This is a genomic window from Niastella caeni, from assembly GCF_004834005.1.
Lineage (GTDB): Bacteria > Bacteroidota > Bacteroidia > Chitinophagales > Chitinophagaceae > Niastella > Niastella caeni.
In genome coordinates, this window is record NZ_STFF01000005.1 from 126,420 (window position 1) to 147,185 (window position 20,766).

The following is a 20,766-nucleotide window of genomic DNA, read 5'->3' on the forward strand; positions in this document are numbered from 1 at the left end:
TAGTACAATGGAAAAACTTCAAGGCGGATACCTTGCAAATAACCAAGGATATGGCGAAGGCAAGCCGGGATACTTTGAGAGAAGTATCGCTTGCCCCTTTAAAGAAGTTTGCCAAAGACATTAAGGACCAGAACGCTATTTTAAATGAAAGCTATTCCAAACTCGCCGGTAGGATCACAACACTCCAGAAAAGGATCAGCAAAAGTACCAACGCAGATGATATAGAGAGGTATGCCAAGAACCTTGAGTTAATGAAGAAAGCGGCCGCGAAGCATCCGGGTAATCCGGCAAATTTTGAAAAAGGAAAAAGCGGCGGCGGCGGTGGTAAGGACGGCAAAAGTGGTGGCGGTTTATTGGGCTCCGTAGCCGGATTGTTCAAAGCTGATGGTTTGCTTGGTAAAGAATCCGTTGGCTCATTTCTTAAAACCGGTGTAAAGCTACAAGAGGATTTAGTAAAGATACCGGTCAAAGACAGAACGGCTGCAGATAAGGCCAACCTGGAAAGGTCAGGCCTTAGTGCCACTGCAACAGAAACCGACACGGTTGGTAAGAAGTTTGAAAAGTTCAAAGAGAAACTTCAAATGGGCATAGGCGATGTGGCGCTTTCATTTATGCCGTTGCTCGACAAGCTACTCGGTTTTGGCAATACCTTAATAGATACGTTGCTGCCGCAGATCATGCAGTTTGCGCAACCGATCATGGATATTCTGAATTCATTACCCCTGGAAGACATTCTGGGTAATATAATGAAGGTTATAACTGCAATACTGGCGGCTGTAGGCCCGATCATAGAGGAACTGAAACCATTATTCGATGCGTTGTTCGAATCGTTCAATCCCCTGCTTCAAAGTGTAGGTGGCCTTATAATAGCGCTGGTAGAAGGGCTGGGGCCAATACTAAGCCTGATAGTACATATTGCCGTGGCCATACTCGGTCCTGTAGTAAAAGGATTGGCGAAAGCGTTTAGCTGGCTTGTAGACATAGTTACCGCAATTGTAAAATTTGTTTCTCCCATTATAGAGTTTATTACCCGTGCCATTAGTATGATAGTTGACGGGGTTATGAAGATGTTTGGTCTTGGTAATAAAAAGAACGGGACGACAGGATTTTACAGGGATGAGAAGAAGGATGTGAAGAGCAGCGTTACGGTAACGGAAGCAGTTGAACAAAAAAATAGCGGACTGTTAAAAGTTGCTAAATCCGAGTCCAAAACTGAAGTTAACACGCAGGCAAATAAAACAGCCGGATCTATTGCAAGCGGAGGCCCCCGGGTTATCAATATCAATGGCGTAAAGTTCGCCGACAAAATTGAAATGCATGTATTGAGTGCAAAAGAAGGTTTTCGCGACCTGGAAGTGCATATGCAGGAAATGTTTTTGCGAATCTTAAATAGCGGAGCAGCAATAAAATGAGTACTATATCATTCGACCTGGAAACACTATACGAACAAATATTTGGTGGTAAACTCTATCAAATACCTCCGAATAGTGCTAAAGATCCAAAAGAGGAACCAAAGATCATCCAAAGGACGGCATCCAAGCAATATGTATTGTTGGAGAAATATTTGAATCGTGAGATATGGCTGCCTACCCGCCTGGCTGAACTCAATATTGAAGATTACAAGCGAAGCGAATTTTATCTGCCTTATTGTGCAGTTAAGATCTCCGGCAAAAAAACCATTGTAAAAACGCCGTTGGCCGAGCGGCAGGGTACAGTAAAGGAATTATATAGCATAGATGACTACTCGATCAACCTGAAAGGATTTTTTATCGATCATAAGAACAGGTTGTTTCCTGAAGAGGATCTGGACGTGTTGAGGCAGGTGTTCGAAGTAAGAGGCTCCTTTGCTATTGATAATGCTTTGATCAATATTATGTTTGGCAAAGAGGTGAAAGTGGTTATGGAGAGCTTTGAACTTCCTGAAGTGGAAGGTGGCCGAAAACATGTACGGCCTTATAATATTCAACTTGAAACCGACAGCATATTTACATTGGAGGTATAGCACATGTTTACATTGACATCTGAAATAAAGATCGAGGGCATTAAAAATATAATTAAACCCACCGCTATCAAATGGAAGCGAAGTGTGACTGATTATTGTGATACGGCCACGATCACATTGCCTGCTATCGCCATGCTTATATCGAATGGGGAGGAAAATTACAAGCGGGTTGAAACCGGATTGCAATTCAGGGAAGGCATGAAAGTGCTTATCAAATGCGGATATGATAAAGACAATTCAGTCCGTTTCCAGGGATTCATCCGACGGATAAATCCAAAGGTGCCCCTGGAGCTTGAATGCGAAGGGTATACCTACCAGCTTCGTAAAAAACAGAATATTAATAAAAGTTACAAGGCCGGGAAAAAACTAAGGGCCATTCTTGAAGACCTTGTAGAAGGTACCGATATAACGCTAAGCAGGCTGATTCCCGATGTTACCATTGAGTCGTCCTTAACCTTTGAGAAAAAAAAGGCAACAGAGGTACTCGACTGGTTGAAAGAAAAATTGCTGCTAACTGTGTACTTCAATCTGAATGAACTGTATGTAGGTTTGAGGGAAGCGGAACTTAAAAAGAATATTACCCTTCGGCTTGGCTGGAATGTGGCTGAAAGCAATGAACTAAAGTTCAATAACAACCGCGAACTGGCGCAAGTAAGAATTTCCCTGGCGCAAAAGGCAAAGAATGGAAAAACAGAAACAGCGACACCAGTAGATCCTAAAGACAAAAATGTTAAACAAATAAGGTTGCCTGTTAGGATCGATAAAGCAAGCCTGAAGAAGATCGAGGAAGAGCAACGGAAAAAAATGCTGAACCGGGGTTATGAAGGCGCTGTTACGGCATTTCTTATTCCTTATGCCGAACCAGGTATGGCAGTTATCATAGAGGATAATAAATATCCTCAGCGAACAGGGAAGTATTTTATTGAATCGGTAGAAGGCGAGTATGGCTCCGGCGGAGGAAGGCAAAAAATTAATATATCATCCACTTTGTAATATGGGCAGAGAAGAACAAATACGGGAATTGCTCGACGAACGTGCAGCCAGGGTTGGGCCACATCCAACGATGCTGGCAACGGTTGAAAGCGTTGATCCGGGAGAAGCTACCTGCGTGTTGTACGACGAAGAAACCAACCTGGTGTACTACGACGTACGGCTTCGACCGGTGATCGATGGCAATGAAGGGCTTACTGTTTTTCCTAAAAAAGATAGCTGGTGCCTGGCTGCACGAATTGAAGGCACCGAAGAATGGATGGTAATAGCCTGTAGCCAGGTTGATAAATGGCGCCTTAAAATTGGTGATACATTGATTGAACAGGACGCAGCCGGCTTACAGATCAAAAAACAGAACGACACCTTGCTGCAGGCGCTTGAATTAATTATTCAGGCCGTGATGAAGGTAGTGGTTGTACAGGGGCAAAATCCTGATTATGCAAAGCTGCAGCAGGCATTAACTAAGATCCAAAACATACTCAGGTAATGGCTTTAAGTAAAGATATTTTAGGCACTGCATTGTATAACAGGGCGCAAGGCTTCAATGATCAGGATATTGAAAATATTGATCAGGCGCGCCGCGACTTCTGGAAAGCAGTGGCGGAAGAAATTATCAATCACATTAAAAGCAACGCAACGCTAACAGTTCCCGGAACCGGGTTGGCTGCCCCTCCGGGAGGCGGTCCTGTAACAGGCGTTAGCACAACAGGAACTATTTTATGATTGACTTATTATTAGATACTACCAGTAACGATCTGTTGATCGATGCATCAGGCAATTGCAAAATTGGCAACAGCGATCAGCAACACCAGGCGTTGCTGCTGTTAATTGATAAAGGAGGACTGAAAGAAAATCCCGATGCTGGTGTAGGTGCATTTAAATACCTGGAATCGGAGAACACAGATGCCTTCCTGCGCGAAGTACGCATTCAATATGCCGATGACGGAATGCAGATCAGGAAAATAGCTTTTGAAAACAATAAACTGTCGATAAACGCTCCATACAATGACTAAGGTAACAGTATCATATGGTCAAACCTGGCTCGACATTGCCATGCAGGAACTGGGCGATATTGAACGGGCAATTGAACTGGCCCGGCTTAACGGCCGGTCAGTTACCGATGCGCTGGAAGCAGGTGAAATATTAAATGTTCCCGACTTTGACACTTCCAAAAGAAGCATTGTTCAATTGTTTCGCAACAGTGCTAATAAGCCGGCCAGTGGCGAAGTATTAATTGCTGCGGATGGCGATACGGGCGGCAACGAAGGCATCGAATTCTGGGCGCTTGAAAATGACTTTGTAGTTTCTTAATTAAAAAAGTATGCTGAAAAATTATTTTAAACCAACACCGAAAAAATTATTAAAGATCTCTCTTGCCTTACGAGGCATGATAGCAACCATTAGTGGAGCAGCTTACTTTCAAAACGATCTCAAAGCAGCATTCTGGTTCCTGGTAGCAGGCGCGGGCATCGACTTTATTATTCAATGCCTCGATCCGGATACCGGCAAAAAAACCAGGTCAACGACTGAAGACATTACAAAACTCAATTAAAATCTATGGAGAATATTTCGTTTGCAACAGCATGGGCTTACTGCTTCCACACCACATCATATGTATTGTGGCTGATAGGGGCTGCCCTGGCATCGGTTGGCATCATTTACGCGCTGGTTCGAAATTATAAACGTAACCAGAACTGGAGTAACGGTAACAGCCTTTTGCTATTCATTGCCATTTGCATTTTTGTTGCTGCGCTATTGGCAAGGCCAGGTGAAATAGCAGCGAATACAACAAAGGAACAATTCAGTAAAGGCATTATAATAGGTTATTAATATGTGGATCCTGTTTGTGGCAATGGCTGCCATTTGTAATAGCATGATGGACACAGTAGAGAATGAAAATATCTATAACAGTATTTTTTCTCATAAAGATCCATTCTTCTGGTACAAGCGCGTAAGCTGGAAATATGGCCGTAAGATTTTTAGTTACAAACTGGATGCATGGCACCTGTTAAAATCGGCAATGATCATTCTCCTTTGCGCAGCAGCGATCACTTACCATTACTTTCCCTTGTTTCGATCTGAGATCATCTGGAAAAGTAAATGGGCCTGGACGGCAGACGCAATAATCTTTGGCATTGCCTGGAATTTACCATTCAATCTTTTTTACAATAAAATATTACGCAAATAATGGCACGCACTATAACTGAAATACATGCCGATATAACCAATATCCTGGTAACTGAATTCGCTGCTATTGATATTACGATCAATCCGGCTGGCTGGAGTAAGACCAACCTGTTAAGGCTGTTCACTTATATCATAGCAGTGTGTCAATGGACCATTGAGCAATTACAGGACGCTCATAAAGCAGAAGTAAATGAAATAATAGCAACAAAGAAACCACACTCATTACGCTGGTATGCCGAAAAAGCAAAAGCATTTCAGTTTGGTGACAACCTGGTGCCCGAGGAGGATTTTTATGATAATACCGGTGTTGCCGAAAGTGTTGTAGAAGCATCCAGGGTAGTAAAATATGCAGCGGTAGTTCGGCAAAAACGGGCTAACGGGCGTGTATTTCTTCGAATTAAAGCTGCAACAACAAGCGGTGCTGATCTTACCCGGCTCGAAGATGATCAACTGGATGCGCTACGGGAGTACTTTAGCCGAATAGCTGATGCAGGTGTAGATGTTGAAGTGGATAGTCAGAATGCAGATCGTCTACAGTTAAAACTGAAGATCTTTTATAATCCGCTTATTCTTGGCGCCAATGGCAGCAGGCTCGATGGAACAGACAGCGCTCCGGTTCCTAACGCGATCAGGGCTTATTTGAAAAACCTCCCTTTTAACGGCCTCTTTGTGTTAGCGCATCTTGTAGACGCATTACAGGTAGTGGAAGGTGTAGAGATCCCGCATTTGATCGAATGTCAAACCAGCTATGCTCAGTTCCCTCCCGCCAGTGTTGATGTTGAGTATGTGCCTGATAGTGGTTACTTACGCATAGACGATGCCGATTTAAATATAGAATACATACCCCATAGCCAGATAAAATAAGTTGAACGAATAAGTTTTGAACATAGCCATCAAAATTATACTTCTTCATGAACCAACGAATTTTCGATATAAGTTATAAAAAGCTCATTACCTGGCTGGTGCCTGCAGTATTGCGCAAATCCAAAACAATGGCATTGTTAAATGCCCTGGTAAGCCCTGTGGTGTATATATACAATCTGTTTTTGATCAACAGGCGCAATAATTTGTACAAGTTGAGGATCACACCCCAGGTATGTTATGTTGAAATGGCCCTTAACGACAAGTACGATAGCAGTAACCGGCAGATAAAAATAGTACAGCCCAAAAGATATGAGCCTTTGTATTTGTTTCGCCCGGTCGAAAACCAACCGGCTTTCTTTTTTAAAAAAATAGAAGCGGCAAAACCTAAGACATGGCTTTATCAGAAAGGGGAAGCCAGTGCTTTTCAATACGACTTTATTGTACAGGTTCCCGCTACGGTTGTCTTTGATATTAATGAAATGACGGCAGTAATAGACAGTTACATTCTGCCCGACAAAGTGTATAAAATTTCAATTGTGTAAACATGTATAAACGAATTGACTTTACAAAACTAGAAGGACTTGCGACTTACCAGGACACGCTTGACTTTCTGCAAACATCTTATCGCGAAGCAATAAGTGCCGTAGCAAAGGCATTTGGAAGCAAGGTGATTGTAACCGGTATAACCGACCAGGGCGCTACTTACAGCGACGGATGGGTAGTAATTGACGGTGAGCTGATGCCTTTTGCCGGCGGTTTAAAATCTGACCGGATTGTTGTAGAAGAATTGACCGATACCGAGGTATTCAGTGATGGTTCAATACAAACCGTTTATTATACCAAAAGAGCAAAATTGGGTATAACAGGTGGTTTTGCTTTGGCTGATTTTATAAGAGTAGACACCATGTCTGCAATCAGCGTAAGCTTAAAGAACCTGATCACCGCGCATAACAATTTACAGGCGGCATTTGGTTCGCACACGCATTCATGGAATCAGATTACCGATAAACCAGCCACTTTCACGCCTTCCTGGCATCAACATGACTGGAATGACGTTATCAACAAACCTTCTTTGCTTACCGTACTTTATAAAGGCTCATGGCATATAGGAGACTTTGGTGGTGGCAGCGATGGTAACTGGCTTATTCCGATTCCCAATGTAAATACCAATAATTACCTCGTAGCCGGCAGCTTATTGAGTATTGGCAGCAACTGGGATAATGATAACGATGTTATGTGGATGGTGCGTAATAAACAAAGCACTTTCTTCGAGCTGCTGTTGCGGCAAGTGAGTGGTAACCTGCAGAACCTTCGATTCGAATACGTTTTAATTCCTTTATAGCATGGCCATACAAAATATAAATACACTAAAAAACTGGTTTAAACGCGGATTTAAACCTTTACAGCAACAGTTTCACGACTGGATGGATAGTTACTGGCATAAAGATGAGCAATTGCCTATATCATCGGTGAACGGTTTGGAAAGCATTCTGAATACATTGCCTTCACAAACGGCAATAAATACTATACTGGCATTAGTGCTTCCTGAAGTGATTAACGCTACAGCCGATCATGTATATACGTTAAAAGCAGGCAACCGGTTACAGTCCGTCATTATCACCCCTTCGGCCGATTCTACTATTCGTATTGGTACTTCAAATGGTGGGGAGGAAGTGATGATAGAATCGTTCATCCAGGCAAGCGAAGCATTCATCCTGGATAGTGCCGTGTATGCAGTTGCCGACATGCCGGTTTATATAAACGGCATTACAAGTCCTACGCAGATTTTGATTTATAAAAGGTAATCACAAAACATGAAACGAATTCTTCTATTTGTTTTTATGCTGTCATGTATTAATGGGTTTGGTCAGGTTACCAGCCAGATACAGGCAAAGAGAGGTGTATTTATGGATCGCCTTTTTTTGAAAGACAGATGGATCGATCGCATTTCGACCAATCTGAATTCCGACGACAGTACAAATAACAATGTGCTGGCAACAGGTAACGCATTGAAATTGGCTACCGATAATTTAATACAAAACCAGTTCTCGGCTGCGCAATCGGCAAACTTCATGATACAGGGATCTGCGGTTTTCGGTTCGCACAACAGTTTTAAAAATACATTGGCCTCCGGTTATCCGGCGCAGGTATCTGTTACACATGGAGCTTCGCAATACGGGCTTAGTGTTCAGCGGTCATCTAATGACCTGGGCCCGGCAGACGTTGAGCTGTTCAAGAACAGGGCATCGGATTTCAATACATTGGGCCCCCTGCAATTTGGTGACCCTATTGGATCAATCAACTTCTCAGGCATTGCAGGTGATAATAGCACTGTGGCCAATACCATGAGCATATATGGCTTTGTTGAAAAAACGGCGCCTGCCTATTTGAGTAGTGGTTTTATTTTCAATACAACAGATTCTATTGGCGTAAATGCCAGGCGAATGGGTTTGAATGCGCTGGGCAATCTGATGATCGGCAATGCAACTACAAATCCTTATAAGCTTAACGTAGTTAGCGGTGATGTACGATTCAACAGTCTTGCCGGAGAAGGGTATGTACTAACAGGGTGCGATAACAATGGGGTGTTCAACAAAGTATATGTGGGAGAGAACCTATACATTGAAGAAGGCACGTTGAACGCTGTCTCGGCAAATCAGGATAAACCTTATGGAGAATACATTGCCATATTATCGCAGTCAGGGACAAATGATCCCGTTGTACGTGTGCTGGAAAACTCGGATCCTAACGATATTGTATGGACCCGGGATTCAACCGGTAGTTATACAGGCTATCGTGAATACGGATTCTCCGGCGGGTATAACTGGTTTCATTCCAATCCTTCTGATCCTACGGGCAATGTAGCTGCTACCCGTCTCTACAAGACCAGTGCACATACTGTAAGACTGGTCGTAAAAGACGGCACGCTTACAAATAAGGATGGTTGGTCGCATATCACAGTTGAAATACGGTATTACCCTGCCTTTTAAGTTAAAAGAAATAAAGTTTTACAATGAAACCAATATTGTTAGTATTACTCGTCTTTATTTCAATATACGCACATAGCCAGCAAATACCTTATCAGGTGCAGGCGAAGCGAGGTGTATTTACAGAACGTCTTTTTTTGAAAGACAGATGGATCGATCGGGTATCAACCGATCTGAACTCTTCTGACAGCGCAAGTGACAATGTGCTTGCTACAGGTAAAGCTATTGCCGATTTTATCAGATCTAAAAGTGGCAACTTTATACAAAATCAATTTTCTGTAGCGCAACCTGCCAGCTTATGGCTGCAGGGAACTGCTGTAATGGGTTCGTATAACAGTTTTATGAACACGCTTTCGTCCGGATTTCCGGCCCGGGTATATGTTACCCAGGGCAGCGCACAGCATGGCTATTCGGTTCAACGATCCTCTAATGATGAGGGGGCCGCAGGTCTTGTGTTTTTTAAAAATAATGCAGCCGGCTTCAATACATTAAATGCATTGCAACCCGGCGACGCTATCGGTAGTTTTGTTTTTTCCGGTATAACCGGTGACAACAATACGGTTGCGAATGTGATGAGTATGCATGGATCGGTTGAAAAAACAGCCTCTACCTACTTAAGCAGCGGCTTTATATTTAAAACTACCGATACGAGTGGGGTTTATGACCGGCGGATGTGGTTAAATGCTGAAGGCAATTTGTTGATTGGTAATGCAACCACTAACCCATACAAGCTGAATGTTGCCAGTGGCAATGTCAGATTTAATAGTCTTGCCGGAGCCGGCGATGCAATAGTGGTAAGTGATAATGATGGCGTATTGAATAAAATAAATTTGGGGCAAAACCTTTATATAGAAAACGGCACTTTGCATGCTGCAGTGGGATCATCTGGTCCTTCCTTAACATATCTGGCAAGGTTAAATCAATCTGGAACGAGTGCACCATCGGCGTTTGTATTTGAGAATACAATTGGAACAATCGTATGGACGCGTACATCAACAGGAGTGTATACCGGAACCGTTACGAATGGTGGTTTGGGTGAATTCAATGTGTTGCATGCAGAAGCATCTGATGAGGCCGGAAATGTATTGAGTGCACGCCTTTTACCTGGCAGCGGAAATACGGTTACGTTGATAATTAAAAACGATCTGCTAAATAATATGGATAACTGGACAGGTATTACCATTGAAATTCGTGGATATAATGCCGACTAAACCAATTGCAAAAAATTATTGAATATGAAACTGTTTGTTTTTATATTGTTTTTTCTCACGTCGATTTACGCATCGGGTCAGCAATTGACCAGTGAAATTCAGGCAAGAAACGGTGTATTCACCGAACGCCTGTATCTGAACGGCAAATGGATCGATCGCATTTCAACCAATCTCAATTCTTCTGACAGCGCAAATAATAATGTGCTGGCAACAGGTAAAGCCATAGCTGATTTTATGCGGCTTAGGCTGGGTGATCCAATAAAGAATCAATTTTCAGTAGCGCAACCTGCTAATTTATGGATCCAGGGATCATCGGTAATAGGTTCGCATAACAATTTTCAAAACACTTTATCATCGGAATTGCCGGCGCAACAGAATATAACCCAAAGTGGTTTGCAACATGGGCTTTCGGTTCAAAGGTCTTCAGTTGACCAGGGAGCAGCAAATCTTGTATTGTTTAAAAATGCTTCATCAGGTTTCAATACTTTACAAGCGTTGCAACCAGGCGACTCCATCGGAAACATTGAATTTTCAGGTGTTGCAGGTAATAACAGCACAATAGCCAGGGCAATGAGCATGCATGGTAAGGTAGAAAAAACAGGCAGCACTTATTTAAACAGTGGATTTGTTTTCAATACCACAGATAGCAATGGTATATATCAGCAACGGATGTGGTTGAATGGCCAGGGTAATTTGTTACTGGGCAATGCAACCGAAAATCCCTATAGTTTAAACGTAGCGAGCGGAAATGTAAGAATTAATAGTCTTTCAGGATCCGGTGATATTCTGGTTGGTTGTGATAACAATGGCGTATTGACCAAACTAGCGTTAGGCGATAATATTTATCTGGAAGAAGGCTCGTTGAATGTGGTTTCCCCACCTCAGGGGGGCGCCACCTGGGAGTATGTTGCAATAGCATCACAAACAGGACAAAATAGCCCAAGTATGCATACACTTGAAAACAATATGGGCAATATAGTATGGACTCGCAATTCAACCGGTAATTATACCGGAACACTTGTCGGTGGGTTCGGATATCAAATTTGGTTTAAAAGTGAAGCCTCAGATGAAAATGGAAACGCAGTATTCACCCGTTTGTTTCGAAGTAGTGGTAGTACCGTTACATTGATCGTAAAAGATGGTACGTTGGCGAATACTGATAACTGGCAAAACATTTCAATTGAGATCAAGCAGTGGATTGATTTTTAAAAAGAACAAATCGAAAATATTTATACAGGTTCATGGATTTATAAAGGTTAGCATCATAGTCAGTTGGTTTTGGTTTAGCCCTTCCTTGTTGGAAGGGTTTTTTATTTTCAAAACAACCCTGAAATCGAAAAGCCGTAAAATTTATACGTTTCGTTTTTCTTTTTTATGCGCGCCGTTTTGCCCTTCTTAACCATAATAATTAGTAAAGCGGCGGATATGTTGTAGCCATTTTATTTTTTGTGAAAGGCTGTCCATGTCGCAAACCAATGTTTTTCGACTCAATGAGCTCAAAGCTTTAAAGGTTGAAATACCCCCAGTGGCTTGTTTCAGTTGTTCTAACGCCAACCAGCCCATGGCAGGCAGGGAGTGAATGGTAATGGCATAAGCTTGCCGGGCTTTCACCGGGTATGGCAATTGAGAGATGATCTGGTTGATCTTAGCTGTTTCGGCCATAAACTGTTGTTGTAACTGTTCAAGGTTCAGGTACAGGTTAGGAAGTGTATAAACACCGTTCATTATATCTTTGAATACGTCGAAAGCGTCGTTGGTAAGCTGCATCAGGCCGGCCATCGGGTACAGCATTTCCAGTATTTTCTGGTTGGGATAATGGTCCAGCACAGCACAATATAACAATACTGCATAGTAGCTCTTGTTGTATGTGATCTTGTATAGTTCTTCTTCAGTAATATTTTCGTTTAACTGTTTTAACGATTCATTTTGCCAGTGGGCAACATCCTGCAAATGCCCGATAAACTGTTGGGGCCGGGGAGTTAACCGTAATAATTCGAGGTAAAGTTTTACAACAAGAAGATCGGTTTTGTTAACAGCAACATATTTTTCAGGGTTGGAAACCAGTGATGCGATCTGTTCATTGGTCAATAGTTGGTCATCGAACAGGTCGTCGAAAAGGGGTCCGAAAACGCTTAGCAGAATTATTCTTTTATACTCGTCGGCATGTAATTTTTTTCCGGTTAAATTATACAGGCTTTCACAGATTACGTTTAGTGCGAGTTGCCAGTATTTGGTTATTCTTTTTATGTGCGGGGGAGAAAATGTTTGGTGATGATCGGGCACCACATCAGCCAGCAATTTTGGAAGATGGCTTTGAATGTATCTTTCCTGTTTTTGAACCTGCCGGTATAAAGTGAACATCCTGCTAAGGATAGTTAAACTGTTGACAGGTTGATTGCGATGATGCAAGCTGTTTTTATCAATGGCGCCGGATCCGGGTGCTGACATGAATTATACCTGTTTATAAAAGTTAAAGGTCACCTTTTTTTTGACGGTATCATTTTCCGATCACCGTCCAGTCGTGGTTGCCAAATCCCTTGTTGATCCACTCGTCCATAAGGGCGGCAATGGCAGGCATTAATACCAGTTGGTTACTGGTTTGTTGTGTTGCATCAAGAAATAATTGTGTGTCTTTTCGAGCCATATTCAGTTCCCAGGAAGGTTGCGTATGATCGGCGGCGGTCATGCGTTGCAAACGGGCTTGAACATGGGCGCCGGGGTTCCACGAATTGAACAGCGTAAGCAGGTCTTCCACAGTAACATTAAGCGCTTTTGATAGCGTAAGCGTATCTTTTAGTCCGGCAGTTAAGCAAACCAGAAAAGCATTGCCAGCGAGTTTCAGGGCGGCGGCCTTACCAACTTCGTTACCGAAATAAAGCAGCTTGCCGGTCATTTTTGAGAGCGAGGGCGTCAGTGCATTGATAATAGTTTCATCACCCGATAACAGCATAAAACCGGTACCATCCAGCGCGTTGGTGGGGCCCATAAACACGGGTGCGTGTTGATAGGTGAATCCTTTTTCTTTCCAGGCCTGGGTTCTATTAATAGCGCCTTCTTTTGAAGTGGTAGTGTGGTCAATGATAATGGCGCCGGGAGTAAGGCCGGGTTCGGCGGCTTTCAGCACTTCATCAACAGAGGCGTCGTCTTTAAGGGTAAGATGAATTTCAGTAGCGCCCCGTACGGCGTCCTGCACTTGCGCAAACGCTTTGGCGCCCACTGTTTCCAGTTCCCGGGCTTTTGATGGGGTACGGTTCCAAACCTGAACAGCTTCTCCTCTTTTTATCATCGCCCGCACAAAATTCGACCCCAATAGACCCATTCCTAAAAATGCTTTCATGCTGAAGTTTTTGCAAAGATTAAGCCTTTCTTTCGGAAGATCAATTTCTGAAGTTAATACCCTGACAGAGTTTAGTGAATGGATCCGTTTCAGTTAATTCGGTGTAGTTTCTAACTGAAAGCAGGGTGGAAATAATTATTCTTGTATCGTTTTTACGTAAAAACATGCTGAAAATAATTGGGAACGCTCCACTTTTACGTAAAATCGGTATGTTTTTAATTATTTTGATACCATTTTTACGTAAAAACGTAGTGAAAATAATTATTTATGTATCGTTTTTACGTAAAAACATACTGAAAATAATTGGCGACGCATCACCTGATTCTGTTCAACAAACTGTGAACCAATCGCTTACTTTACCACAGCAGCCGTTGCTGTTGCGCCATCTGTAAAGTTCAATGCTTTTTTTGCTTTTCGTAAATCACCGCCATCTACAATGATACCTTCACTTGCAGCTCCTTCTATCTGTAGAAAAATGGCGGCTGGCGTTAACACCCTTGCAGCAGTAAGCAAAACATCCTTGGTATTGATAAACCTTAGCAGTTCCGTTCCTTCACTGCCTTTTGCACTAAGGCCATTGATGGATGCATCCTGTACGTTATCAAAAATTACAGCGGGTCTTGCATCTGCCTGGTCATATTCAAAGCGCACGTTGTGCAGTGTTAACCCTTTTACATTACGGGCGTACATACCATAAGCGGGCGGACCACCCGGTGCAGGATCCCATACGCCAAAATATTCTGCGGCTACTTCGGGAATAGTGCGTTTAGCAGCTTGCGCGGCAGTGCCGCCGCCTGCATACTGTACATGCACATCAGTAAAACTTATATTCTCCAGGTAATACGCGCCCATGGCATTCAAAGTAATACATGAGTTGGTTTCCCCCGGCCTTACACTTACACCAAAATGAATATCCGGGTGATCTACCGGTTTCGCCACCACGGTAGCGCGAATGGCATTGAATACAATATTCCTGATATACGGTTTTTGTGCATCCTGGTTATTGTTCTCAGAAGTTCCACTGAACCCAATTCCAATAGGGCCAGTAACGTTGCGCATTATGATGTTAGAGAAAGTGAAGTTTTCAATGCTTGCCCTTCCGGCGCTTACTTTAATGGGGCATCCGTAGGTGTCGTATATAAGACAATTGGTTACAGCTATGTTTTGCGACTGGCCACCACCAAAACGGAACACCGACCAGCGGGTACTGAACGTGCAATTGTTTATGGTCACGAATTTATTACTGCCGAAAAGCGCACAGGCATCGTCCTGGCATTGCACATCACTGTTTACCAGGTGAACATATTCGCTGTTGTTAAAGTGGAAACCGTCATTGTTCCGGTTTACCCTGTTATAGATCCTTACGCCATCGATATGTACCTGTTTGCAACCAAGGATCCGAAAGCAATGATAAGCGCTGGCAGTACAGTAAACATCTGACATGTTTAACCTCGTGCATTGATAAAAAATGCCCAGGTGCGGCCGGTCGAAGTTGCCGCCAATGCCGTGTTGACCGGGACCGGTATTGTCTCCTTTGCCATTATAAAATGCAAGCCCATTCCCGTCTATTGTTCCGTTCCCTTCAATAGAAATATTATTTGCTTTAACGGCATACAAAAAAACAATATTGCCGTTGCCCGACGGAACGCCTTTACCTGCCGTGTAATCTTCTCGTTTGGGACTGCCCAATAATTTTGCTGCGGCCGACAGGTGTAACGTAACATTTGATTTTAATTCAATTGTGCCGCAGAGAAAATCGCCTGCAGGGATCAACACCGTTCCGCCACTATCGCTGAAACATTTATCGATGGCAGATTGAATGGCTTTTGTATTCAATGTCTTCCCATCACCCTTTGCTCCATAATCACGAATATTATAAATGCGGGCGCCTGCAAGATTATCTTCTTTTCCTTTATCGCGCGGTGATCCTTTTGCTTCCAATCCAACCATAGTGCTGGCGCCGGCAAGTGCCGGTACAGCCATGCTGACCAACCATTGACGACGCGACAGCGGATTTGTTGCTGACATAGTAGTAAGATTTTATTCGTATCAGAAATCGGTTATTTGACCTCCAGACAAAGAAAACATGTTATAGCAAAACAGGTCACCCGCAGGTTGCCTGTTTATTCAATCATATTGGCAGCTAAAGGCATTTGCAGGCCGTTAGTTGTTACCCTCGTTAAGCCGCCGCCTGTATTCACAAGGCATGATAAAATATATTTAGCGGGTCCCATTGGTAATACAATTATTGAAGTGATAAGTGTGGCCCTTTAAAAGGGTGCATAAGAGATGGCAACATTTTTGCTTTTGGGGATAAGTTATTCCTTATTCCTATAACAGAAATGAACAACCAATGAAAGCCACGTCCCGGTTCCTTACATTAATTTTCTTACTAACATGTATGCACGTATTACTATATGCCCAGGAAGATGTAATCATACAAGGAAAGGTAACTACGGCAGATGGTAAACCTGCTGAAGGGATCACCGTAGAGTTGTTTAGTAAAAATAAGGCTGACACTACCAATCAATTAGGCGAATACAAAATTTCAGGAGTTAAACCGGGCAATTATATCGTTCGGGTATTTTATGCCGGGTTACAGCCGGTTGAAAAAGTAATTACCATCTATGAAGGCGAGATCATTGTATCCGATTTTACGCTTCCGGTTAGTGAAGAGATCCTGAATGAAGCGAAGAAAGTAAAAGTGGCAAAGGAAGTAAATGAGGCTAAAGAGGAAAGGGCAGTAAAAGAAGTAAAGGAGGAGAAAGCGCCGGATGAAAAAAAAGTAAAACCTGTTATAAAAGAAAATGGCCCGGGAGCCAAAATGCCACTGAACAACCTGGAGAACCCACAGGTATATACAATCATACCGAAAGATTTAATAAAAGAACAGGTAATTACCGATTTTAGTAATGCGCTTAGTAATACGCCGGGTCTGTACAAGATACAGGTAAACCGGGGTATTAATTCCGGGGGCGCTTCTATTTATACAATAAGAGGGTTTAGAACAGAAGCTTCGGCGATAGATGGCGTACCAGGAAAAACAAATGGCGAACTGGACCCAGCCAATGTAGAAAGAATTGAAGTGTTGAAGGGCCCGTCTGCTACTTTATTTGGTAGCCCTTTAACATCTTATGGAGGCATGATCAACATTGTTACAAAAAAGCCCATTGATTCTCTTCACGGAGAAATAAGCTATACCACAGGCAGCTTTAATTTACATCGTATTACAGCCGACGTATATGGCCCTGCCAATAAAGATAAAAGCGTACTGTTCAGGCTAAATGCTGCTTATCAAAATCAGCAAAGTTTCCTGGATGCCGGTTTCAGAAAATCACTGCTGATTGCTCCTGCTGTTGAATTTCGCGCCAGCGAAAGGTTCAGGATTAACCTGAATGCAGAATTTTACAGTGCAGAAGCTACCAATAATGCTGTTATTTTCCTGAACAATAGCAGGCAGTTGAAAGCCCGCATTCCAGATTCACTGAAGTTTGACTGGAAGCGTTCTTATACCAACAATGACCTGACCATGAAAACGCCAACGGTAAATGTTAGAGCAGTGGTTAACTATCAACTGTCAGATAACTGGACGTTACAGACCATTATTTCCAATAATATCCGCAAGTCAAATGGTTATTATCAATACCAGTCCATGAGCAAGCCTACCGAAGACTCACTCACACGCAATGTGGCCCTGTACAATACCACTAACAGTGCGCTGGATATACAACAGAATATTAACGGCTATTTTACCACCGGCGCCCTCAGGCACAGGGTATTGATTGGTGTGGACTATTTACTGGTAAAAGAAAACAACAACAATTCGCCTGCAATAGTTTTTGATTATATAAACGGGCAAATGAGTAACGACAAAAATTACCCAAAAATATCACGTTATTTAGTTGATCAGAAGCTGGTAGCCAGCACAGCATCTGCTATCAGAAACAACACGCAGGCCAGTGTATACAGCGCTTATGTTGCGGATGTATTGAATGTAACCGATAACCTGCTCGCTCTGCTGAGTGTACGGGTCGATCGCTTCAGCAGTAAAGGCACTATGAATCGTATCACCAATACAAAAGTGGCCAATAGTGAATATAACCAAACTGCCTTTTCGCCAAAATTCGGTCTGGTGTACCAGGTAATTAAAAGCAAAGTGTCTTTATTTACCAATTATTTAAATGGCTTTGCAAATGTGGCGCCTGTTACGCAACCGTTGCCAGATTACTCAGGCGCATTGAAACCGCAGCAGGCCAAACAATTGGAAGGAGGCGTTAAGCTGAGTCTTGTTGATAACAGGCTTCATATAACAGCCAGCTATTACAATAGTAAGGTGGAAAATATGAACAGGACAGAGGTTGTTGTACGCGACAGTGTTAACCATAATGTAATTGTTCAGGATGGTACCCAAACCAGTAAGGGATTTGAAGCAGAACTGGTTGCCAACTTAACCAACGGGTTACATATCACAGCCGGTTTTGGCCATAACAACAGCAAACTAACCAAGTCAGCAAAATCAATAGAAGGAAGACGACCTGTTTCAGCCGGTCCGGCTAACCTGGCGAACGTCTGGGTCAGCTATGCCTTGTCGAAAGGAAAATTAAAAGGACTGGGTTTGGGACTGGGTATGAATTATGCCGATGAGAACCTTACTGCCAATTCAACAACCACAGGAGTATTTACCCTTCCTTCCTATACATTATTGCATGCTACTTTGTTTTATGATGCCCGATGGTTTGGGCTGGGCATTAAAATCGACAATATAACCGACGAACAATATTTTATTGGCCAGGGTGTACTCAGCGCCCAAATGCCCAGGAGCTTTATGGCTAATGTTACTATAAAGTTGTAGATGATTGAATAGTATTTAAGGTAGTGAGCCTTGGTAATCATATGAAAAATCTGTTCCCACGGCACATCCGGGCACGAAAATTTAACCCGTAGATTGTGGGGCTATGGCAACAGAGATGCCATTTGTTTTCAGGTTACTCTTTTGGGGGCATCCTTGTTGGTTTTTTCAGGGATGTTTCCACTAAAAGAGGTTGTGTTTTGCGCTGATAAATTTCCCACTCTGCCAACTGGGTGCCGGTAGCGCCATTATTAGCTGTAATGTTAAGCCTGTAATACAGGTAGGGCGTTGTATTCTCAAAAGTAAAAGTTTTGATCAGGAACCTGGTTTCAAAAGTTTCATTAGTGCGCGAATCAAGGGAAACCCAGGTAACGCTGTCGTTGGAAGCCTGTAACGTCCAGTTTCTGGGATCGCGTGCAGGAACATCATTGGCGGAAGTGAGGGTATATTTGATTACTGTGGCAGCAACCGTGGATTGATATTGTATCCACAATGCTGTTTTGCCTGATATAAAATATTTGGTAGCGGTACTGTTATCAATAACAGCCGGATAGTTTTCGGCCGAATTCCCAGTGTTTGCGTATTGTGCGGTTATAATACCGCCGTTATCGGTAATGTCAAGGGACGTTTCACCTTCAATTACCTCATCGATCCATTGCGGGCCTACATCCTGAGGGGTAAGCGGTTTGCGCGTGATCGTAGTATTTGAATATTCATCGGCTCCTATGTCGGGGTTGCCATCGCGAATTTGTCCATCCATATCCGCTGCGACATAAGCGCCGGATGCGGCATTAATCAAAGGACTTCCATTTGAAGGCCTGTACACCCCATTTGTTAAAGAGATCAATGGGTTTTGGGTGATGATTCCGGAAGCGGGAGCAGGATTCATACTAAGTGTGGCGCCATAAATGACATTGCCTTCGTATATATTAGGTTGAAAATTAAAAATATTAAGCGGAGCATTTACATCCTGTACCGGGCTTTTAATAGCCGTTCCACCGTTTTTGACAATCACATTATTGGCGATCGTGTTATTTTCAGGGAGTAGCACCCGTTGCGCTGTTGGCCAGCTTGCTTTATAGGCTGCGCCTATTTCCATACCATCGCCGCCAGGGTTTACAATTGTATTGTGCGCAATGATCGTATGCTTTACTTGTCCATATGCGGGTACACGTCCAAGTGGGGTGCCTGCTCTGAGAATAGGTTGCCAGTTAGGCGTTAGAAAAGTATCGATATACTCGCCTGCATACACAACGATACCATCTTCTTTTACATTTTCGATATAGTTGTTGATGATTGAATGATACTGGCCGGTAAGGCGGATCCCTCTTGAACCCACTTTGTTGTTACCAAAAATGAAGTTTCCTTCAATTGTATTGAAATTGCCGCTTCTTAAGGTTATTTCACCTTTAGTATTCTTTATCGTGTTGTAGCGGACAATATTTCGGTTAGATTTCAGAGATATCATTTCCAGGCCTTCCCCATCCGCGGCATCAAATAAGTTGTATTCTATTGTAAAGAATGCGCCATCGGTTCCCAATTCTTCATTCCCTCCATATCCCCAGATACGGAATATCTCAGAGCCATTCCCCGATCCACCCATGTCCCTAAAGTAACAATGATCTGCTTTATTGTACCTGGAACCGGAAGCATCGTTTCCGATGGCTGGTTGATGGTGATTTTTGCCTTTAAAATAACAGTTGTCTATGCGATTATAAGACCCATCAAAATACACCCAGTAATAGCTGGTAGACGCCAAAGGCGGATTATAATTTACGATTGCAGTGTTGGTGAGCCTGCAGTTGGTTGAATTGAACCTGACAATAGAACCCGTTGTTAAAACCCCTCCTCTGAAATACAGGCCATTCACGATTAAGTAAGGTGCGGAAAATATAAGACCGGAGCTGCCATTCAAAATCACCTGGCCAGGCGTTTGCGCCCGAAGTACAACAGGTTGGGTGGCAGTTGCATTTGCATTAAAGTTAATGGTAACATTGGTCCATGTTCCATTGCTCATAATGATGGTATCACCGGGATTGGAAGCAGCTATAGCTGCATTTAGCTGTGTGGGGCTTGCTGCCGTACGCACTGTCTGGCCATCGGCCGTGTACAAATACAAAAGAACGAAAGCTGCCGCCAGCAGTTTTCGCCAGGATCTTCCTGATAGAGTTGAAAATTGTCTCATATGTCAAGCTGTTTTTAGAAGGGAATAAAATCCTTGTTGGGTAGAATGATCGCTTTCCAGGGAAAGATTTATAAACTCTAACGTGTAAACGAACTAACTGATTTTTTTAATAAAAGGGGTAAAGGACATTTACATGGTATTAACTCATTTTTGC

At 42.9% G+C, this 20,766-nt stretch carries 22 protein-coding genes; 18 read left to right on the forward strand and 4 right to left on the reverse strand.

All coding sequences use genetic code 11. The annotated features are described in order from the left end of the window. Positions 1–50 precede the first annotated feature (50 nt). From FAM09_RS18290 to FAM09_RS18370, 17 genes are read left to right on the forward strand one after another with little or no spacing between them, the layout of a single operon-like run. Positions 51–1,412, forward strand: coding sequence for a hypothetical protein (locus tag FAM09_RS18290; RefSeq protein WP_136578589.1), 1,362 nt, complete (start codon positions 51–53; stop codon positions 1,410–1,412). Continuing rightward, complete coding sequence (locus FAM09_RS18295) at positions 1,409–2,002, forward strand: DUF6046 domain-containing protein (protein WP_136578590.1); 594 nt, start codon at positions 1,409–1,411, stop codon at positions 2,000–2,002. Before FAM09_RS18290 ends, FAM09_RS18295 begins: the two co-directional genes overlap by 4 nt. 3 nt (positions 2,003–2,005) lie before the next feature. Beyond that, positions 2,006–2,995 carry a hypothetical protein gene (locus tag FAM09_RS18300; protein WP_136578591.1) on the forward strand — a complete coding sequence of 330 codons (990 nt, stop codon included), beginning with the start codon at positions 2,006–2,008 and terminating at the stop codon, positions 2,993–2,995. 1 nt (position 2,996) lies between these two features. After that, positions 2,997–3,479: a hypothetical protein gene (locus FAM09_RS18305; RefSeq protein ID WP_136578592.1), complete on the forward strand. Its 483-nt coding sequence runs from the start codon at positions 2,997–2,999 to the stop codon at positions 3,477–3,479. Further along, positions 3,479–3,715, forward strand: a complete 237-nt coding sequence (locus tag FAM09_RS18310) for a hypothetical protein (protein WP_136578593.1) — start codon at positions 3,479–3,481, stop codon at positions 3,713–3,715. Before FAM09_RS18305 ends, FAM09_RS18310 begins: the two co-directional genes overlap by 1 nt. Then, positions 3,712–4,005 (forward strand): oxidase, encoded by a 294-nt coding sequence (locus FAM09_RS18315; protein ID WP_136578594.1) that lies wholly within the window; start codon positions 3,712–3,714, stop codon positions 4,003–4,005. The genes FAM09_RS18310 and FAM09_RS18315 overlap by 4 nt, the downstream gene beginning before the upstream one ends. After that, positions 3,998–4,303: a hypothetical protein gene (locus FAM09_RS18320; RefSeq protein WP_136578595.1), complete on the forward strand. Its 306-nt coding sequence runs from the start codon at positions 3,998–4,000 to the stop codon at positions 4,301–4,303. The genes FAM09_RS18315 and FAM09_RS18320 overlap by 8 nt, the downstream gene beginning before the upstream one ends. Positions 4,304–4,313: 10 nt before the next feature. Next, a complete protein-coding gene (locus tag FAM09_RS18325; RefSeq protein WP_136578596.1) occupies positions 4,314–4,544 on the forward strand; it encodes a hypothetical protein in 231 nt (76 codons plus the stop codon). A 5-nt stretch (positions 4,545–4,549) separates the two neighbouring features. Continuing rightward, positions 4,550–4,822 carry a hypothetical protein gene (locus tag FAM09_RS18330; protein ID WP_136578597.1) on the forward strand — a complete coding sequence of 91 codons (273 nt, stop codon included), beginning with the start codon at positions 4,550–4,552 and terminating at the stop codon, positions 4,820–4,822. 1 nt (position 4,823) lies between these two features. Beyond that, positions 4,824–5,180, forward strand: a complete 357-nt coding sequence (locus tag FAM09_RS18335) for a hypothetical protein (RefSeq protein WP_136578598.1) — start codon at positions 4,824–4,826, stop codon at positions 5,178–5,180. Further along, positions 5,180–6,043 (forward strand): nucleotidyltransferase, encoded by an 864-nt coding sequence (locus FAM09_RS18340; protein WP_136578599.1) that lies wholly within the window; start codon positions 5,180–5,182, stop codon positions 6,041–6,043. Before FAM09_RS18335 ends, FAM09_RS18340 begins: the two co-directional genes overlap by 1 nt. A 47-nt stretch (positions 6,044–6,090) precedes the next feature. Beyond that, positions 6,091–6,585, forward strand: coding sequence for a hypothetical protein (locus FAM09_RS18345; protein ID WP_136578600.1), 495 nt, complete (start codon positions 6,091–6,093; stop codon positions 6,583–6,585). 2 nt (positions 6,586–6,587) lie between these two features. Next, positions 6,588–7,385, forward strand: coding sequence for a hypothetical protein (locus tag FAM09_RS18350; RefSeq protein ID WP_136578601.1), 798 nt, complete (start codon positions 6,588–6,590; stop codon positions 7,383–7,385). Between the two features lies 1 nt (position 7,386). Continuing rightward, complete coding sequence (locus FAM09_RS18355; protein WP_136578602.1) at positions 7,387–7,848, forward strand: hypothetical protein; 462 nt, start codon at positions 7,387–7,389, stop codon at positions 7,846–7,848. A gap of 9 nt (positions 7,849–7,857) precedes the next feature. Then, positions 7,858–9,033 (forward strand): hypothetical protein, encoded by a 1,176-nt coding sequence (locus FAM09_RS18360; RefSeq protein ID WP_136578603.1) that lies wholly within the window; start codon positions 7,858–7,860, stop codon positions 9,031–9,033. A gap of 23 nt (positions 9,034–9,056) precedes the next feature. Then, positions 9,057–10,241 carry a hypothetical protein gene (locus tag FAM09_RS18365; RefSeq protein ID WP_136578604.1) on the forward strand — a complete coding sequence of 395 codons (1,185 nt, stop codon included), beginning with the start codon at positions 9,057–9,059 and terminating at the stop codon, positions 10,239–10,241. A 24-nt stretch (positions 10,242–10,265) separates the two neighbouring features. Then, positions 10,266–11,450, forward strand: a complete 1,185-nt coding sequence (locus tag FAM09_RS18370) for a hypothetical protein (RefSeq protein ID WP_136578605.1) — start codon at positions 10,266–10,268, stop codon at positions 11,448–11,450. Positions 11,451–11,636: 186 nt separating this feature from the next. Here FAM09_RS18370 and FAM09_RS18375 read toward each other — a convergent pair whose 3' ends face one another. The 3 genes from FAM09_RS18375 to FAM09_RS18385 form a co-directional block, all read right to left on the reverse strand. After that, a complete protein-coding gene (locus FAM09_RS18375; protein WP_136578606.1) occupies positions 11,637–12,689 on the reverse strand; it encodes a class 1 isoprenoid biosynthesis enzyme in 1,053 nt (350 codons plus the stop codon). A 49-nt stretch (positions 12,690–12,738) separates the two neighbouring features. Continuing rightward, positions 12,739–13,578, reverse strand: coding sequence for an NAD(P)-dependent oxidoreductase (locus FAM09_RS18380; protein ID WP_136578607.1), 840 nt, complete (start codon positions 13,576–13,578; stop codon positions 12,739–12,741). Positions 13,579–13,929: 351 nt separating this feature from the next. Beyond that, positions 13,930–15,606 (reverse strand): glycoside hydrolase family 28 protein, encoded by a 1,677-nt coding sequence (locus FAM09_RS18385; RefSeq protein ID WP_136578608.1) that lies wholly within the window; start codon positions 15,604–15,606, stop codon positions 13,930–13,932. 373 nt (positions 15,607–15,979) lie between these two features. Here FAM09_RS18385 and FAM09_RS18390 point away from each other — a divergent pair, with 373 nt between their 5' ends. Next, on the forward strand, positions 15,980–18,430 hold the full coding sequence (locus FAM09_RS18390) for a TonB-dependent receptor (RefSeq protein ID WP_243751712.1): 2,451 nt from the start codon (positions 15,980–15,982) through the stop codon (positions 18,428–18,430). Positions 18,431–18,563: 133 nt separating this feature from the next. On the opposite strand, the gene FAM09_RS18395 is transcribed toward FAM09_RS18390, so the two are convergent. Next, the gene (locus FAM09_RS18395) at positions 18,564–20,612 is read right to left on the reverse strand and encodes a polysaccharide lyase 6 family protein (RefSeq protein ID WP_136578610.1); all 2,049 of its coding nucleotides are present in this window, start codon (positions 20,610–20,612) and stop codon (positions 18,564–18,566) included. Positions 20,613–20,766: the final 154 nt, after the last annotated feature.

Coding starts and splice junctions, on each gene's coding strand:
- FAM09_RS18290 (WP_136578589.1), top strand. CDS start 51: ATGGCGAAGGCAAGCCGGGATACTTTGAGAGAAGTATCGCTTGCCCCT.
- FAM09_RS18295 (WP_136578590.1), top strand. CDS start 1,409: ATGAGTACTATATCATTCGACCTGGAAACACTATACGAACAAATATTT.
- FAM09_RS18300 (WP_136578591.1), top strand. CDS start 2,006: ATGTTTACATTGACATCTGAAATAAAGATCGAGGGCATTAAAAATATA.
- FAM09_RS18305 (WP_136578592.1), top strand. CDS start 2,997: ATGGGCAGAGAAGAACAAATACGGGAATTGCTCGACGAACGTGCAGCC.
- FAM09_RS18310 (WP_136578593.1), top strand. CDS start 3,479: ATGGCTTTAAGTAAAGATATTTTAGGCACTGCATTGTATAACAGGGCG.
- FAM09_RS18315 (WP_136578594.1), top strand. CDS start 3,712: ATGATTGACTTATTATTAGATACTACCAGTAACGATCTGTTGATCGAT.
- FAM09_RS18320 (WP_136578595.1), top strand. CDS start 3,998: ATGACTAAGGTAACAGTATCATATGGTCAAACCTGGCTCGACATTGCC.
- FAM09_RS18325 (WP_136578596.1), top strand. CDS start 4,314: ATGCTGAAAAATTATTTTAAACCAACACCGAAAAAATTATTAAAGATC.
- FAM09_RS18330 (WP_136578597.1), top strand. CDS start 4,550: ATGGAGAATATTTCGTTTGCAACAGCATGGGCTTACTGCTTCCACACC.
- FAM09_RS18335 (WP_136578598.1), top strand. CDS start 4,824: ATGTGGATCCTGTTTGTGGCAATGGCTGCCATTTGTAATAGCATGATG.
- FAM09_RS18340 (WP_136578599.1), top strand. CDS start 5,180: ATGGCACGCACTATAACTGAAATACATGCCGATATAACCAATATCCTG.
- FAM09_RS18345 (WP_136578600.1), top strand. CDS start 6,091: ATGAACCAACGAATTTTCGATATAAGTTATAAAAAGCTCATTACCTGG.
- FAM09_RS18350 (WP_136578601.1), top strand. CDS start 6,588: ATGTATAAACGAATTGACTTTACAAAACTAGAAGGACTTGCGACTTAC.
- FAM09_RS18355 (WP_136578602.1), top strand. CDS start 7,387: ATGGCCATACAAAATATAAATACACTAAAAAACTGGTTTAAACGCGGA.
- FAM09_RS18360 (WP_136578603.1), top strand. CDS start 7,858: ATGAAACGAATTCTTCTATTTGTTTTTATGCTGTCATGTATTAATGGG.
- FAM09_RS18365 (WP_136578604.1), top strand. CDS start 9,057: ATGAAACCAATATTGTTAGTATTACTCGTCTTTATTTCAATATACGCA.
- FAM09_RS18370 (WP_136578605.1), top strand. CDS start 10,266: ATGAAACTGTTTGTTTTTATATTGTTTTTTCTCACGTCGATTTACGCA.
- FAM09_RS18375 (WP_136578606.1), bottom strand. CDS start 12,689: ATGTCAGCACCCGGATCCGGCGCCATTGATAAAAACAGCTTGCATCAT.
- FAM09_RS18380 (WP_136578607.1), bottom strand. CDS start 13,578: ATGAAAGCATTTTTAGGAATGGGTCTATTGGGGTCGAATTTTGTGCGG.
- FAM09_RS18385 (WP_136578608.1), bottom strand. CDS start 15,606: ATGTCAGCAACAAATCCGCTGTCGCGTCGTCAATGGTTGGTCAGCATG.
- FAM09_RS18390 (WP_243751712.1), top strand. CDS start 15,980: ATGCACGTATTACTATATGCCCAGGAAGATGTAATCATACAAGGAAAG.
- FAM09_RS18395 (WP_136578610.1), bottom strand. CDS start 20,612: ATGAGACAATTTTCAACTCTATCAGGAAGATCCTGGCGAAAACTGCTG.